Source organism: Shouchella oshimensis (assembly GCF_004375095.1).
GTDB lineage: Bacteria > Bacillota > Bacilli > Bacillales > Bacillaceae_D > Shouchella > Shouchella oshimensis.
This window is the reverse complement of record NZ_SNUX01000003.1, coordinates 785227-799921: the sequence shown is the minus strand read 5'-3', so window position 1 is coordinate 799921 and position 14695 is coordinate 785227. Positions and strand designations below refer to the sequence as shown.

Annotated in this window: 17 protein-coding genes; 11 read left to right on the top strand and 6 right to left on the bottom strand. The window is 41.2% G+C overall.

Annotation, left to right across the window (positions count from 1 at the left end):
- Positions 1 to 139: 139 nt before the first annotated feature.
- The 7 genes from E2L03_RS14950 (at position 140) to E2L03_RS14920 (ending at position 7024) form a co-directional block, all read left to right on the top strand.
- Positions 140 to 760 carry a DUF4352 domain-containing protein gene (locus tag E2L03_RS14950; RefSeq protein WP_124742008.1) on the top strand — a complete coding sequence of 207 codons (621 nt, stop codon included), beginning with the start codon at positions 140 to 142 and terminating at the stop codon, positions 758 to 760.
- Positions 761 to 936: 176 nt separating this feature from the next.
- On the top strand, positions 937 to 2784 hold the full coding sequence (locus tag E2L03_RS14945) for a serine hydrolase domain-containing protein (protein WP_134259514.1): 1848 nt from the start codon (positions 937 to 939) through the stop codon (positions 2782 to 2784).
- 116 nt (positions 2785 to 2900) lie between these two features.
- The gene (locus E2L03_RS14940) at positions 2901 to 3602 is read left to right on the top strand and encodes a response regulator transcription factor (protein WP_134259512.1); all 702 of its coding nucleotides are present in this window, start codon (positions 2901 to 2903) and stop codon (positions 3600 to 3602) included.
- A complete protein-coding gene (locus tag E2L03_RS14935) occupies positions 3599 to 4975 on the top strand; it encodes a sensor histidine kinase (RefSeq protein WP_134259510.1) in 1377 nt (458 codons plus the stop codon). The genes E2L03_RS14940 and E2L03_RS14935 overlap by 4 nt, the downstream gene beginning before the upstream one ends.
- Positions 4962 to 5630 carry a PepSY domain-containing protein gene (locus E2L03_RS14930; RefSeq protein ID WP_134259508.1) on the top strand — a complete coding sequence of 223 codons (669 nt, stop codon included), beginning with the start codon at positions 4962 to 4964 and terminating at the stop codon, positions 5628 to 5630. Before E2L03_RS14935 ends, E2L03_RS14930 begins: the two co-directional genes overlap by 14 nt.
- Positions 5631 to 5722: 92 nt before the next feature.
- Positions 5723 to 6499, top strand: a complete 777-nt coding sequence (locus tag E2L03_RS14925) for a PepSY domain-containing protein (RefSeq protein WP_134259506.1) — start codon at positions 5723 to 5725, stop codon at positions 6497 to 6499.
- Between the two features lie 114 nt (positions 6500 to 6613).
- Complete coding sequence (locus E2L03_RS14920; RefSeq protein WP_134259505.1) at positions 6614 to 7024, top strand: VOC family protein; 411 nt, start codon at positions 6614 to 6616, stop codon at positions 7022 to 7024.
- Between the two features lie 135 nt (positions 7025 to 7159).
- Here E2L03_RS14920 and E2L03_RS14915 read toward each other — a convergent pair whose 3' ends face one another.
- The 5 genes from E2L03_RS14915 to E2L03_RS14895 form a co-directional block, all read right to left on the bottom strand.
- Positions 7160 to 8128 (bottom strand): ABC transporter ATP-binding protein, encoded by a 969-nt coding sequence (locus E2L03_RS14915; protein WP_038479557.1) that lies wholly within the window; start codon positions 8126 to 8128, stop codon positions 7160 to 7162.
- Positions 8125 to 9105: an ABC transporter ATP-binding protein gene (locus E2L03_RS14910; RefSeq protein WP_095151147.1), complete on the bottom strand. Its 981-nt coding sequence runs from the start codon at positions 9103 to 9105 to the stop codon at positions 8125 to 8127. The genes E2L03_RS14915 and E2L03_RS14910 overlap by 4 nt, the downstream gene beginning before the upstream one ends.
- A 14-nt stretch (positions 9106 to 9119) precedes the next feature.
- On the bottom strand, positions 9120 to 10049 hold the full coding sequence (gene opp4C, locus E2L03_RS14905) for an oligopeptide ABC transporter permease (RefSeq protein WP_051667503.1): 930 nt from the start codon (positions 10047 to 10049) through the stop codon (positions 9120 to 9122).
- 13 nt (positions 10050 to 10062) lie between these two features.
- Positions 10063 to 11019: an ABC transporter permease gene (locus tag E2L03_RS14900; protein ID WP_038479554.1), complete on the bottom strand. Its 957-nt coding sequence runs from the start codon at positions 11017 to 11019 to the stop codon at positions 10063 to 10065.
- 63 nt (positions 11020 to 11082) lie between these two features.
- On the bottom strand, positions 11083 to 12813 hold the full coding sequence (locus E2L03_RS14895) for an ABC transporter substrate-binding protein (RefSeq protein ID WP_166740325.1): 1731 nt from the start codon (positions 12811 to 12813) through the stop codon (positions 11083 to 11085).
- A gap of 229 nt (positions 12814 to 13042) precedes the next feature.
- On the opposite strand from E2L03_RS14895, the gene E2L03_RS20530 reads away from it, so the two are divergent.
- From E2L03_RS20530 to E2L03_RS14890, 3 genes are read left to right on the top strand one after another with little or no spacing between them, the layout of a single operon-like run.
- The gene (locus E2L03_RS20530; protein ID WP_166740324.1) at positions 13043 to 13207 is read left to right on the top strand and encodes a hypothetical protein; all 165 of its coding nucleotides are present in this window, start codon (positions 13043 to 13045) and stop codon (positions 13205 to 13207) included.
- Positions 13208 to 13360: a hypothetical protein gene (locus E2L03_RS20525; protein WP_166740323.1), complete on the top strand. Its 153-nt coding sequence runs from the start codon at positions 13208 to 13210 to the stop codon at positions 13358 to 13360.
- Positions 13357 to 13572: a hypothetical protein gene (locus E2L03_RS14890; RefSeq protein WP_134259503.1), complete on the top strand. Its 216-nt coding sequence runs from the start codon at positions 13357 to 13359 to the stop codon at positions 13570 to 13572. Before E2L03_RS20525 ends, E2L03_RS14890 begins: the two co-directional genes overlap by 4 nt.
- Positions 13573 to 13841: 269 nt before the next feature.
- On the opposite strand, the gene E2L03_RS14885 is transcribed toward E2L03_RS14890, so the two are convergent.
- Positions 13842 to 14177, bottom strand: coding sequence for a winged helix-turn-helix transcriptional regulator (locus E2L03_RS14885; protein WP_038479545.1), 336 nt, complete (start codon positions 14175 to 14177; stop codon positions 13842 to 13844).
- A gap of 109 nt (positions 14178 to 14286) precedes the next feature.
- Here E2L03_RS14885 and E2L03_RS14880 point away from each other — a divergent pair, with 109 nt between their 5' ends.
- Positions 14287 to 14673, top strand: a complete 387-nt coding sequence (locus tag E2L03_RS14880; protein WP_038479542.1) for a RidA family protein — start codon at positions 14287 to 14289, stop codon at positions 14671 to 14673.
- The last annotated feature ends 22 nt before the right edge of the window (positions 14674 to 14695 follow it).

Here is a 14695-nt window from a genome sequence, read left to right as displayed (position 1 = left end):
TCTTCTCTATTCAAATCTAAGCGTTTCGTTTAATATGGATTTATTATACAATCCCATCAGCAATTTTTAACAAAATGTTTAAGAAATGAAAAAAAGGTTATGTGAAGAGAGAACAATTAAATAAGAGGAGAATATACATATGAAACGTACAACTAGTTTGATAGCTACAATGGTTGCTATTCCCTTTATTTTAGGTGCATGCTCCGATTCTGACGACGGCGCTTCAAGCGCTCCAGCTGAAGAATCATCTACAACGGATGATGCAGGTACAGATGAAGACAGTGAGAATGAGACAGACGATACCGGTACTCCGGCAGAAGAAGGCGAAGATCAACTAGACCTTGTTGTTGGGGATACAGCCATCATGGAAAGCAACGTTGCTTCTTTTGAATTTACGCTTAATAGTGTTGAGATGGTCGAGGAGATTGATGGCGAAATGCCGGAGTTAGACGCCTATATTATTGCATCAATTACGATTAAGAACGTTGGTGATGAGCCGATTGACGCTTTGGAAACATCGCGAACGTTTGAGTACACCGATTTTCTCGAAGGGTCGGGCATGCCAGATGATTCTGAGTGGTACGATGAATACGATGGGGTCGAGGGAGAGATTGCTCCAGGAGATGAAATGACTGGGACGGCGGTTTATCAAGGTTATATCGATGAAGAAAATCATCTCCGCGTGAAGCCTGGTTTAACCGGTATTAGCGCCATCAACGATGCGATGTTTACATTTACCCGTGATGAATTAGAAAATTAAGTTTCGCACAGAAGGTTTCTCTGCATATGAGGAACCTTCTTTGTTTGTCTACGTTTTTCTAGCTCAATGGTTACCCTCTCTTCTCCGATAAAAAAAGGATAGCAAATTTATTCTGAACCTTTCCCCTTTTTCAAACGTATTACAACAAGTAAACGACGAAACCTTAAGGAGACTTTATGAAATCATTTATTTTTTTCATTGTTTTTATCTGTGTTCTGTTGGTAAATCCTTTTCTCGCAATGGCCGCCTCCACACCCTCAGGTATACCTTTAGAAGAGGTTGAAGACGTTGTTGATCAATTTGCTTCTGAGCATATTGGCCAATCAACTGTGGGAGCGAGTATTGTCATTGTTAAAGATGGGGAGATTGTGTTAGCTAAAGGCTACGGTCAAGGGGATGTTGAAAACAACGTGCCTATTGATGCTGAAACGTCTGTTTTTGAATGGGGATCTATTAGCAAGTTGTTTGTTTATGTGGCTGTGATGCAGCTTGTTGAGGAAGGAAAACTTGATTTAAATGAGGATGTTCAGACGTATCTTCCAGAAGGTTTTTTAACAAGGCTACATTATGATGAGCCGATTACAATCATGCATTTAATCAATCATCAGGCTGGCTTCGAGGATTATGTCTTTGATCTTGGTTACAGTGATAAGGCCTATGTTGAATCGTTGGAAGAAGGCTTGAGACGGGGTGAGCCTAAGCAGATCTATCCACCAGGTGAAGTGGTTGCCTATTCCAATTACTCGAATGCGCTAGCTGGGTACATTGTTGAACTGGTGACGGGGCAACCGTTTTATGAGTATGTTGAGGAACAGATCTTTTCTACGTACGATGAGCCAGTAGAGGCTGCATTTGTTCCAAATGATCCGACAAGCACGGTTGAAACGAATAAAGTAAACGGATATTTGCCAGCCGGTGTAGGTGAGTTTATTGAGGGGAACCCCTTTTATGTGTCGATTTACCCTGCTGGTGGCTTAAATGGAACTGCCCTTGATTTAGCGCAGTTTGCTCTCGCCCTTATGCCGGAAGATGGCGAATCACCTCTGTTTCAATCTGAATCGACGTTAGAGGAGCTGTTCACACAAACATATGCGCCTACAGACAATTTCCCTGGATTGGCCCATGGTTTTTGGGAATTCCCAGGTTCACAAAGGACGGTCGGTCACGGCGGCAATACGGCAGCGTTCTCTAGTCATTTTCAGCTTGTTCCTGATGAACGATTTGGGGTCATTGTGTTGACGAACCAAGGTGGGGAATTGCACTTCACACAGGAGCTCATGACAACTCTAGTCGGCTTAGATACGACTAAAACAACTAGTTCCTTGCCAGACACGAGCGAAGTAAGCGGTTCCTTCCAACAGTCAAGAAAGATGGATTCCTCTTTTATTCGTCTTTATTATTCGCTCCTAATGATGTCAATTGAACCACATGACAATGAGTCAATTGTCGTCTCCTTTGGAGGTGAATCCGCCATTTACCAGCAAGTGCAACCTTATGTGTACGCATTGGATGAAGGTGCCCCACTGTTTCTAACCATGCCTTATCTTTATGCCCAAATGGAAGACGGCGAACTCGTCAAAGTATCAAGCTCAGCAGGTGATTATTTCCCTAACTCTTGGATGAATCAAGCCCTTCTTATTTTGTTGGTTGTTTCTTGTCTTTATATGATTGGGGCTGTACTAACGATTCCGATTGTCTTTCTCCTACGAAAGATACGCCGTTCAAACAAAAAAAGCGCGAAACCGTTTATTGGCTTGCAGCTACTGTCGTTTGCTCTTATGGTAAATGTTAGCATCATGGCATTTCGTATGCTTGCAGACACAGCAAGACGTTTCAGTGAGTTTTATGTTCAAATCGGACTCAATTATGTGTTACTGCTTCTCGCTTTCCTATTCTTTTTCTTCTGTATGAAACGCATACGACGAGAGCAGACGAGCAAAGGGCTACTGTTTTTAAGAATACTGTCTCTTGTTATGTTTGTACTATTTGCTAGCTCGCTTATTTATTGGAGAATGCTCGGTTGATGGGGTGTGAGCCCCATCTTTTTTTATTTCCTTTCTCATCTGATTTTAACTTGTCACGCTTCCTTTTTTTGTGTACGCTACGTTCATGAATACATCTTGGTGAAAGGAACGATTCTATGGAAAGGGAAAGCCATATACTTGTTGTTGAAGATGAGCACCGGATTGCTCGCGTGCTCCAATTAGAATTAACTCATGAAGGTTATACGACAACTGTTTTTCATAATGGTTTTGATGCATGGGAAGCACTCCAGTCCCAGTCGTTTGATTTGTTGCTACTGGATGTCATGCTTCCTGGCTTAAGTGGAATCGAATTAGTACGACGGGTTCGAAGTCGAGATGATTCAACACCGATTATTATGCTAACAGCTAGAGATGCCACCGTTGATAAAGTGACCGGTCTTGACCTTGGCGCGAATGATTACATGACTAAACCATTTGAAATAGAAGAGTTACTAGCACGGATTCGGGTGTCTTTGCGGCATGCTCATCTCGCCGCAAAACCTTCCTCTTCTTCTTTATTAACAGCTGGCTCTCTTCGTGTTGATACTGCATCCCATGAAGTCCACGTTAAAGGAAACGAGGTATCCCTCACCAATCGCGAATACACGCTACTTTGCTGTTTGCTTGAACATCAACATCAGGTGTTGTCACGGGAGCAATTACTGGAGCGCGTCTGGGGCTATGATTTTTATGGCGAAACAAATATTGTTGATGTGTACATTCGGTATTTACGCAATAAGATAGAAAAGCCGTTTGGCTCAGCCTTTATTCATACTGTTCGCGGAGCGGGCTATATGTTAAAGGAGTCGAGCTCATGACATTATCAAGGCGTATTACGTTCTTTTCAACTGGACTTGTGACGATTTTGCTTCTTATAGTAAACCTTTCTGTTTATGCACTGTTTAAAGAAAACTTGACATCGAGTGAGTTGGATCGGCTGGCAAATCAAGCTGTGTCGATTTCAACTGGTATTGACCAAGCAAACTCAAGCCCTGAGGCTCGTAATCAATTTATCCATACGTATGCCCCTGAAAACGGGATGCTACGGCTTGTTGATGCAAACGGCGCTTCTCTTATAACCGTAACAAAAAATGACGATTTGCTTGATCTTCCTACATCCTTTTCTCCTCAAGAAACAGCAGACGTACTAAGGGTTGATGACGATCAATACGCAACCGCATCTACTCCACTTATCTGGTCAGATGGTCAAGTGGTCTCCTTGCAACTTACCCAGCAGCTTGATTATTTAGAGGAGACACTACCATTACTTGGGATGATCTTACTGGTTGCCTCCCTCGTCGTTTTCATTCCAACTTTTTTAGCGAGTCAAGCTCTAGGACGATTTATTTTAAAACCGATTCGCTCTTTAGCTGGAACGATGAATGAGATTCGACAACAAGGTACATTAAGAAAAGTAGCAGATGTTCCAACGAAACAAGATGAACTGGCTGACTTAAGCCATTCTTTTAACCATATGATTGATTTACTTCAACAACATGCCGATCAGCAGCAGCAATTTGTGTCAGATGCCTCCCATGAACTTAAGACACCACTCACGGTTGTGGAAAGTTACGCCAAACTGTTAGAGCGCTGGGGGAAACACGATCCTTCTATGATTGATGAAGCCGTTGATGCAATTTTGTCTGAATCAACAAGAATGAAAGCTTTAACAGAACAAATGCTGCTTCTTGCGAAAGGCGAAACACCTGCACATGAGAGAACACGTCTTCACATCAATCAGCTTGTAAAAGAAACATGTGAAAGAATGAGCATCGCTTCTGGGAGGCCAATTACGTTTGCTGATACAGGCCAGACCCTTCACGTTCTAGGCTCCGAACATTTATTGAAACAACTCTTTTTCCTATTACTTGATAACGGGATTAAGTATTCAGATGATGCCCTCACTGTCACTGTAGAAAGACTAAAAGAAGAGGAATGCATGATTTCCGTTAAGGATCAGGGAATTGGCATCAGTCAAGAAGAGCAAGCAGCAATCTTCAAACGGTTTTATCGCGTTGATCAAGCGCGCTCTCGAGAAACAGGTGGTAGCGGTTTAGGTCTATCTATTGCGAAAAAGATTGTAGAAGAACATGATGGATTGCTTCGACTGGAAAGTATTGAAAACCATGGCTCTACGTTTTACGTGACGCTGCCATTAGTGAGAAAGGAGTATCACAATGACACGTATTAGGAAATGGCTTCTTCTCGTCGCTTGCTGCCTGTTGGTTGTCACAGGTATGTTTATGTATCGCTGGCTTCAGCAAGAGACCTTAAGTGATGCGGAAATCTCAGCCATTGTCATGGAACGATTTGATCCAAACGAAATGGAATCATTTACGTATAAAGGTGATGAACACGTCTACCAGCTCACTTTTTTAAAAGGGTCAGGGGAATATGAACTAACACTAGATGCGACATCAGGCTCTATTCAATCGTTGCAGTTGTTAAATCAACGGGAGACCCCGTTAAGTGAAAAAGAGATCGAGGCGATTTTGTTAGAGGCTTATCCAGAACAAGGGATTGAAATATCCAATATGAACTTACAGGATAACCGTTATTATGTGGACTATAGCGTAGATGGTCGGACTGGAGAGGTCGAGGTGGATGCTGTTACAGGTCACATCATCCGTACTAGCCTTGAAGAAGAACAAGCCATCCTCTCTCCGGATCAGGCAATCGAAATTGCTCTTTCTGAGATACCAGGAACAGTTGAAGATGTAGAACAGGAAACCCGTAACAATCGACTTGTCTATGAAGTAGAATTGGAAGATACAGGGCGTGATGACGATGCCCTCGTCATTATTGATGCGTATACTGGTGAAATTATTTCGGTTATTTGGGATTAATCATTTCTCATCAAACTCTCACTTTCCTTTCACGGTTCCTTCATTTGTAGAGGCTATAGTAAAGCTATCAAAAACAACTGGAGGTCAGAAAGATGAAAAAACAAACCGTTATGATTACCGTGACATGCGCTTTACTAGTAGCTGGAGGGACAACTTGGAGTTTTGCAAATGCCAAAGAAGATCCTACTGTGAAAGAAGTCAATGCGCACTCAACAGCTGTTGCTGGAACGACTGCTTCCTCTCTAACATTAGAACAAGCTGTTAAGGTAGCGGAAGAGTACGTTGGAGGCAATATGGTTAAAGCGAAGCAAGATGTTGAAGATGGGGTCGATGTGTATGAAGTCGATGTACGCACGCCTCAAGAAACGTATGAATTTACGTTCAATGTTCATACTGGTGACCTCATCGAGATTGATGGTGATTTGCTTCTGACAGAAAATCAAGCCGAGCCCGCTCTAACGCAAAAAGATGCTGAAACGATTGCAATTGATGAAAGTGGCTTAACAGATGTAAAAGAAATTGAATTAGAACAAGAAAACGGACGCCTTGTTTATAAAATTGAATTCGCTCTTTATGAAGACGATGCCGACTTAGTAATCGATGCGGAAACAGGCGATGTTGTTAAAATGGATGATGAGCTCCTAAATGGCACATCTGAGGATGGAGCAACGTCTTTCCTTTCATTAGATGAACTCCTTCCTTTTATCGAGTCGGAGCTAGGTGAACCGGTAACAATCTTGGAAAGTGAACGTGAGTATGAGAATGGTATCCCTCTTTATGAGCTTGAAGTCATGGTTGATCACGTTGAGTATGACATTGACCTTCATGCAGAGACTGGTAAAATCTTAAAACAAGAACGTGATGACTAACAGTTTAAGCTACTGTCCTATCTTGTAGATAGCGGTAGCTTTTTACTACATCTATCTGGTTACGAGCACAAAAGAAGGTTACACTATTAGTATAACTTGTAAAGAGGTGCTGTGATGACAACAAAGGTTTTTGTAAACTTTCCTGTTCGTGATTTAGAAAAATCAACACATTTCTATCAGCAGTTGGGCTTTGAGAAAAATGAAATGTTTTCGAATGAACACGCCAATGCTATGTTATGGGACGATCATTTTTCAATTATGCTGTTAACACATGATTTCTATAAACAATTTCTTCAAGGTAAAACAATTGCAGACACACAGAAAACAAGTGCGGCTTTAATTGCTTTTGAAATGAAAAGCGCAGACGCCATAAAACAATTCGCTAAAAAAGCGAAAGAAAACGGCGGTCATTATTATCGCATTGATCACGGTATCCCAGAGGAGCACATGTTTGGCCTTGAAGTACTAGATCTAGATGGCAACACCCTTGAACCGATGTGGATGGCACCTACTCAATCATCCTAACGAATGGCTTTAATGATGGTGAAAAGGCTTTTGTTCAAAGCGTTACCCTTTTTAATAGTGACGTTGATACAGATTTACAATATAGAACCCCCGCGCTAATAGAGCGTGGGGGTTATTCTTTGATGATGAACCTCTCTACGAAACAAGATGACACGCTACGAAATGACCTGGTTCAACCTCTCGAAATGAGGGTACTTTCTCTGCACATGCAGCTGTGGCAATTGGGCAGCGTGTATGGAATTTACATCCAGTTGGTGGATTTGCTGGATTTGGGACATCCCCCTTTAAGAGAGCACGCTGACGTTTGCGCTTTGGATCAGGTATAGGAACAGCGGCAAGAAGAGCTTTTGTGTAGGGATGAAGAGGATTTTGATAAAGTTGATCTCTACTTCCCATTTCCATCATTGTTCCAAGGTAAAGAACGCCGATACGGGTACATAAATGTTCCACTACACTTAAATCGTGCGATATAAACAAATAAGCCATGTTTTTTTGTACTTGCAATTCTTGAAATAAATTGATAATTTGTGCTTGAATTGATACGTCTAAAGCAGATACTGGCTCGTCTGCTACAATAAATTCTGGGTTCATAATAACAGCACGTGCAATACCAATTCGTTGTCGTTGACCACCGCTAAATTCATGCGGGAATTTGTCGATATGGTATGTAGGTAATCCACACAGTTCCATTACATCCATCACTTTTTTTCTGACGTTCGCTTTTGTAGCTAAGCCATGATCGAGTAGCGGCTCCCCAAGCGCCTCTCCTACACGTAAACGTGGATTCAAGGAACTAAAAGGATCTTGAAAAACAAACTGCAATTTCGGACGCAAGCGACGCATCTCTTTTTTAGAAAGTTCATGTACGTTTTGCCCTTTATACGTAACGGAGCCTGACGTAATATCATGAAGACGAAGTAATGATTTCCCAATGGTACTTTTACCGCTTCCAGATTCCCCTACAAGACCGAATGCTTCACCATGATTAATAGTGAAGCTCACTTGATCAACAGCGACTACCCTCTCAGGTTTACGATTGAAGAAAGATGCCTTCGTACTGTAAACTTTTTCGAGACTATTTACTTCTAAAAATGGCTCACTCATTGCACCACCTCCTTTTCTCTATAAAGCCAGCATGCAACTTCATGTTGCTTCTGCCCTTCCTCTGTTAAAGTTGGTGCTTTGCTTGTGCAAATATCCATACAATGTTCACATCGGTCAGCAAAATAACAGGATTCTGGCAAATCTAAAAGCTGGGGTACTTGACCAGGTATTGTATAAAGTTTGTGTTTACGTGATCCAAGAATAGGTTTAGCTTGAAGCAAACCCTTTGTATAAGGATGTTTAGGACTTTCAAAAATATCCTCCACTTTGCCCTTTTCAATTACTTTCCCCGCATACATGACAACGACATAGTCCGCTACTTCCGCAACAACACCAAGGTCGTGAGTTATTAACAACATAGACATCTGTTGTTCTTCTTTTAAAGTTTGCAGCAAATCTAAGATTTGAGCTTGTATAGTAACATCAAGCGCTGTTGTTGGTTCATCGGCAATCAACATTTTTGGATTACACGAAAGCGCAATAGCGATCATGATTCGCTGTAACATGCCACCGCTCATTTGATGCGGATACGATTTTAGAATATGTTCCCCACGCCCAATTCCTACGAGTTCAATAAGATCAAGTGCTTTAGCCTTAGCTTCTTTCTTCGATAACGTCGTATGGTTAAGAATGGTTTCCACCAGTTGTTCTCCAATTGAGAGAACAGGGTTTAAGGAAGACATTGGTTCTTGGAAGATCATTGCCATTTCGTTTCCTCGTATACGTCTCATATCTCCTTTGGACAATGTGCGTAATTCTGTACCAGCCAATTTCATGGAACCAGAAACGCTTCCTGCTCCTGAGATAAGATCCATAATAGACAAAGCAGTTACACTTTTCCCGCACCCAGATTCCCCTACGATACAAACGGTTTCCCCTTGATGGACTGTAAAGCTTACCCCATCAACAGCTTTTACAAGGCCTTTTTCAGTATGAAAATGAGTACGCACATCTTCTATTTCTAATAGCGGTTTCACTTTTCCCACCGGAATCAACGTCCTTTCATGTTCGGATCAATCGCATCACGAAGCCCGTCTCCAAGTAAATTAACAGATATGACAGTAGCAAATATGGCAACACCAGGTGGAATCCAGAGCCAAGGACGATTGGTAAAATCAATTAAACTATTCGCCGTATTGATCATATTCCCCCATGATGCAGTTGGTGGAACGACGCCTAGCCCAAAGAAACTTAAAACAGACTCGCTTAGGATCGCTCCTCCAACACTTAAAGTGGCGGTTACAATTAATAGTGGAACCACATTTGGAAGTAAATGGTTTAGCACTTTACGTCGATCCCTAAGTCCTAGCGCTTCTGTTGCTTGCATAAATTCGCGCTCACGCAAACTTAACACTTGGCTACGCACAAGCCGGGCTAGTCCAGGCCAGTTTACAAGACTTAGCATAATCATAACGACGTAAAGGCGTTGTTCCGCAGGCACTCTCCACTCAGACATAACCGCTGCCATAATAAAGAGGAGTGGAATGCTAGGTAAGGTCATTAGAATATCCGCAAGCCTCATAACGAGCTGATCTATTATGCCTTTGTAATAACCAGCTAAAATACCAAGTATCCCACCTATTGATACAGCTAATAACATCGCTCCTATTCCGACAGTTAGAGAGATGCGACCAGCAAGCATTAAACGGGTCAACACATCACGACCTAAATGATCCGTACCAAGCCAATGCGCTGCGCTAGGCGCTTGATGAATCATCTGAGAATTCGTTCCACTTGTCATATAAGGTGAAAAAAGTGGTCCAACAAAACTAAACAAAAAGATAAACAAAAGAAAAAGGAGTCCGACCATTGCCATTTTATTTTTAATAAAGCGACGCCCAACTTCTCTCCAAAGAGAAGATTTTTGTCCTTTTTCAAAGTCAAGCACGTGTGATGAGCGTACATTTGGACGATTATCCAATCTTCTCCCCCCCTTATTTCACCCGAACACGTGGATCGGCTACACCATACAGCAAGTCAGCTAGTAAATTGCTAATAACGGTCAAGAGAGCAATAAACATTGTGAAGCCCATTAATAACGGATAATCTCGAACTGAAAATGCTTGCATGTAAATGGCGCCAATCCCTGGCCAGTTAAAAATTTGCTCAATGATAATTGCTCCACTAAAGAGCGCCGGTAATTCAAACGCAAACAACGTAATCGCTGGCAATAGCGCGTTGCGCAATGCATGTTTGTAAATAACTACTTTTTCCTTTAAGCCCTTTGCCCTTGCAGTTCGCACAAAATCCTGCTTGATGACTTCAAGCATATTTGTTCGAAAATACCTAGTAAGTCCACCAATACCTAGCATGGTTAAAACAAGAACAGGCAAAATCATATGCTCCAAAATATCCTTTATTCGTGCCCATCCAGAGTAATTCATTCCTGAACTTGTCATCCCACCAGCCGGTAGCCAACCGAGATCCACCGCAAACAGTTTAATAACAATTAAGCCAAGAAAAAAGGATGGGGTTGCCATTGCCGCAAATACGAGGAAAGTAACAAATCCATCAAAAAAGGAATATTGTTTTGTAGCTGATACCACACCGATAACAACCGCTATGCCCCAAGTTAAGAAAAGGGAAGCAACGGCAACAATGAATGAACTCCATATGTAATTTCCAAGAACCTCTGATACAGGACGTTGAAATTGAAGCGAATAGCCTAAATCACCTTGAAAGAGGTTCCCCATCCAAATAAAATAGCGGATGAATGTTGGTTGATCGAAGCCATATAAGGCAGATAATTCTGCTTTTCGTTCAGCTGTTAAATTTGGGTCAGCGTCAATAAAGTTCCCAGGAACAAGTGAGTAAAGGAAAAAAATTAAGATGGATGCTCCAATTAATGTTGGGATTAAATAAAGCAAGCGTTTAATTACGTAATGACGCAAGATGAGGTACCCCCTTTATTTTCAATAAAAAAGGAGGACAGACAATCCGTCCTCCTTACCTAATCATTCAGCAACATCAACAACCTGTAAGTTTTCGAGACTAAGTGAAATTCCCCGGAAGCCGTTTGGCTCAAAGCCTTGTACTCGTGCATTTGTAGCTGATAAAACCTTATTATAATTTAGTAAGATCATAGGTGGATCTTCTTCAAGTGCCTCATATAAATCATGGTATGATTCTGCCCTTCTATCTAAATCACTTACAGCAACTGCAGCGTCAATGAGCGCATCCACTTCTTCATTCTCATAGCCACGGAATGTATTTCCTGTATGAGCAGAATGGAATGCTTGAATACCAATATGAGGGTCTGGCTGCATGGTGGTGGAGAAACTAACGAGATCATGATCTCCATTATCCACACGAGCAAGCAATGCATTAAAATCCATTTGTTCAATTTGCAAGTCAATACCGATGCGCTTGTAATCCTCTTGAAGTCTCGTTACGAGAACGTCGCTAGCGCCACTTGCTTCTGTTGTAAAGAAGTAAATACGTAGTTTTTCTCCATCACGCTCACGAATCCCGTCTGAACCTTCGACCCATCCAGCTTCTTCAAGTAAGCGTTCCGCTTCTTCAGGGTCATAAGGAAAACCTTCAATTTCATCTGTATGAGCCCAAGAAACAGGTGATACTGGAACATTTGCAACTTGAGCAAACCCTTGGAAACGAATATCCACATATGTTTGCCGATCGAAGCCGTAGTTAAACGCTTTGCGGACGTTTGCATCTTTGAAAATGTCAGATTCATGGTTGAAGGCGATGTAGCTGTAGTTAGAAGATGTATACAGATTAATATCAGCAAACTCTAACGATTGAAGCATGTCAAAATTGTCTTGATCTGCTGAAAATGTTCCATAATCAAGCTCTCCTGTTTGGAAAAACTGCTGCGAATCCCCTTCTGTCGTTCGATAAATAAACGCATCTGCCTCTGGCTCTCCCTTATAGTAATGTTCGTTTGAACTAAAACGAATTTCTTCACCTGGGTTATACGTTTCGAACTTAAATGGGCCTGCTCCAACAGGTCGTAGATGGAAATCGCTTATGTAATCAAGATTCCCTTTTTCATATTCTTCACCGTAATAAGCTTTGCTTAGAACTTGACCGCCAAGCATGGTGAGCGCCCGTGCATTTGGTTCTTCAAGCTCGAATTCGATTGTACGCTCATCCACAATCGTAATACCCGTTATCTCATCGGCATCTCCGTCTTTGTAATCCAAACCGCCGACTAAATTCGTTTCCGTAATGTCAGTTGAGCCAGGGTAGCTCGGATCATAGAGAAGCGTAATGGTGAAGGCGACATCTTCGGTTGTGAACGGACGACCATCATCAAACGTTAACCCATCTCTTAGCGTGAAACTGAAAGTCAACTCGTCGTCAGAAACATCCCAATTCTCTGCCAATCGACCGAAAGGCTCGCCATTTTCATCAATATCAATCAATGGTGGAAACATGACAGCTTGAACATTCCCATCATATCCGCTTGTATTAAAGTATGGCGTGAACACACCTCCGGGTTCTTGGAGGCCAACAACAATGGTTTCTCCCCTATTTGTTGCAAGCCTAGGTGATGCAGTTGGATTACTCGCTTCAATTTGCGTATCTTCTACAAGTTGAATGCCTGTAGGTTCTTCTTCACTGTCACGACTCGCTGGCTCGTCACTCCCCATCTCTGTGTTGCAACCACTAAGCACCACTATAAATGCAGCTACTGATAAAGAAAGCGTCAATCGTTTTTTCACTTTATCTCCCCTTTTTCTCCCATGATTTTTCATATCTTTATGTAAAAAGTTCTCTTTTTATTAAAACATATAATTCCGATAAGTCAACATGTGATTACAATAAATCTGATTTTTTCTTTATTTAGTAGTATTAATAAAAATGCTATCCTTATGAAACATAACAAAAAAAGATTCAGAGCCATTCGAAACCTTTGTACGTGACAAACGTAAAAAACATGAGGTGTTTTAAATGAAAAAAATCTATTTTATCGCTTCGGCTATCTTTCTTGTCTCTGGAATCATTAAGGTTCTTTCTAAGCAGCCTTTACTTTTTACCTTTTCAAGTTTTGCCCTCGCGTTTATCTATTTCCTATCTGGCATGATGGAAAAAAAGCAAATAGAGGGTGGTAAGTAGATGGACATTTATGTTGCACTTGCAGTCTCGATTGCAGTCGGCACGTTCAGTTATACAGCTTCCTTTCAAGGCAAATTGAATAGGCAAAATAAGCGAATGGAACAATTAGAGAAAAGAATAAATCAATTGGAAGGAGAGGAGAGAGAACGATGAAGAGGAAACAACGTCCAAGTCACCTTATTTATTTTATATCTTCCTTTTTTTATTTACTATTCGCTCTTATTAGTTATTTTATTTTTCCTACAATTGGTTTAAACGGCCAATCAGGAGTATTTATCTTTGCTGGAATGTCCATTATCTACATATTGTTAGGCACGATTTCTTATCGTCGTAGTAAGTACCCAACGAATACAGATGAAGGATAATGAGCAAGAGAACAATTCACCTCTTCTAAACTCTTTTTTTATTCATATGCCTTCATTGGAATGAGTAGTAGATCGTTCCTGCTTCCGAATGGATTGCTTCTATGAATAGTAAAAACCAACCTTTTCATAAAGGTTGGTTTTTACTGCTAAAGGCGCTTTTAGTAAAGCCCTTTTGCACACGATAAGCGTATTCGCACATACTTTACTAGCAAATTTCTTCTGATTACCCGCTCTAGAAATGGTAAACCAATTTCCCGAAATTCTTCTAGCTACTTTCTATTTTGGTCTCCCCATTCACATAGTTGTTCCAATACAGGTAAAAGCTCCTCTGCTTTAGAAGTGAGACTGTACTCGACTTTCGGCGGAACCTGAGGATATTCTTGTCTCTTAATCATTCCATCTGCTTCTAATTCTTTAAGTTGTGAACTCAGCATTTTATACGTAATTGGTCCGATTTGTCTTTTCATTTCATTAAAACGAACAGGCTCTTGTTCAGCTAATAAATAAAGAATAAGCAGTTTCCACTTCCCACCAATCACTGACATTGCATATCCAAAAGATGTCTCCTTGATTGAACCTTTTTCATTGTACTCAGCCATACTCATATATTGACACTATCCTTCCTGGTAGTACCTATCAATAAAGTGCGTACTATTCTTGTTTATATATCAATACTATACTTACTTTATCTTAAATTGAAGGAGAGATTTCATTATGAGTATTGTCAAGACCTACAATCACAATCTTTGGGATCATGGAATTACGCAAGGGTATAGTGTGAACGGCACCATCTACGTTTCAGGCCAATTTGCGTACGATGAGGAAGGGAACTTTGAAAGCGAAAAAGGGATCGAGGCGCAAACGAAACGAACGTTTGAAAATCTAGATCGTGTCCTTAAGGAACTCGATGTGACAACCTCCAACCTCGCCTATATCGAAATATATTTAACGAACCCACAAGCGCATACGGAAACGGTCATTGAGATGTTAAAGGAATACTTACATGATCACCGTCCTGCTGGTAGCCTCATTGGCGTTACCTATTTAGCTTTTCCAGAGCAATTAATTGAAGTTAGTGCTGTTGCACACACGAGTACCTAATTCTTCATTTGGTTCTAACAAT

Coding starts and splice junctions, on each gene's coding strand:
- E2L03_RS14950 (WP_124742008.1), top strand. CDS start 140: ATGAAACGTACAACTAGTTTGATAGCTACAATGGTTGCTATTCCCTTT.
- E2L03_RS14945 (WP_134259514.1), top strand. CDS start 937: ATGAAATCATTTATTTTTTTCATTGTTTTTATCTGTGTTCTGTTGGTA.
- E2L03_RS14940 (WP_134259512.1), top strand. CDS start 2,901: ATGGAAAGGGAAAGCCATATACTTGTTGTTGAAGATGAGCACCGGATT.
- E2L03_RS14935 (WP_134259510.1), top strand. CDS start 3,599: ATGACATTATCAAGGCGTATTACGTTCTTTTCAACTGGACTTGTGACG.
- E2L03_RS14930 (WP_134259508.1), top strand. CDS start 4,962: ATGACACGTATTAGGAAATGGCTTCTTCTCGTCGCTTGCTGCCTGTTG.
- E2L03_RS14925 (WP_134259506.1), top strand. CDS start 5,723: ATGAAAAAACAAACCGTTATGATTACCGTGACATGCGCTTTACTAGTA.
- E2L03_RS14920 (WP_134259505.1), top strand. CDS start 6,614: ATGACAACAAAGGTTTTTGTAAACTTTCCTGTTCGTGATTTAGAAAAA.
- E2L03_RS14915 (WP_038479557.1), bottom strand. CDS start 8,128: ATGAGTGAGCCATTTTTAGAAGTAAATAGTCTCGAAAAAGTTTACAGT.
- E2L03_RS20530 (WP_166740324.1), top strand. CDS start 13,043: ATGAAAAAAATCTATTTTATCGCTTCGGCTATCTTTCTTGTCTCTGGA.
- E2L03_RS20525 (WP_166740323.1), top strand. CDS start 13,208: ATGGACATTTATGTTGCACTTGCAGTCTCGATTGCAGTCGGCACGTTC.
- E2L03_RS14890 (WP_134259503.1), top strand. CDS start 13,357: ATGAAGAGGAAACAACGTCCAAGTCACCTTATTTATTTTATATCTTCC.
- E2L03_RS14885 (WP_038479545.1), bottom strand. CDS start 14,177: ATGAGTATGGCTGAGTACAATGAAAAAGGTTCAATCAAGGAGACATCT.
- E2L03_RS14880 (WP_038479542.1), top strand. CDS start 14,287: ATGAGTATTGTCAAGACCTACAATCACAATCTTTGGGATCATGGAATT.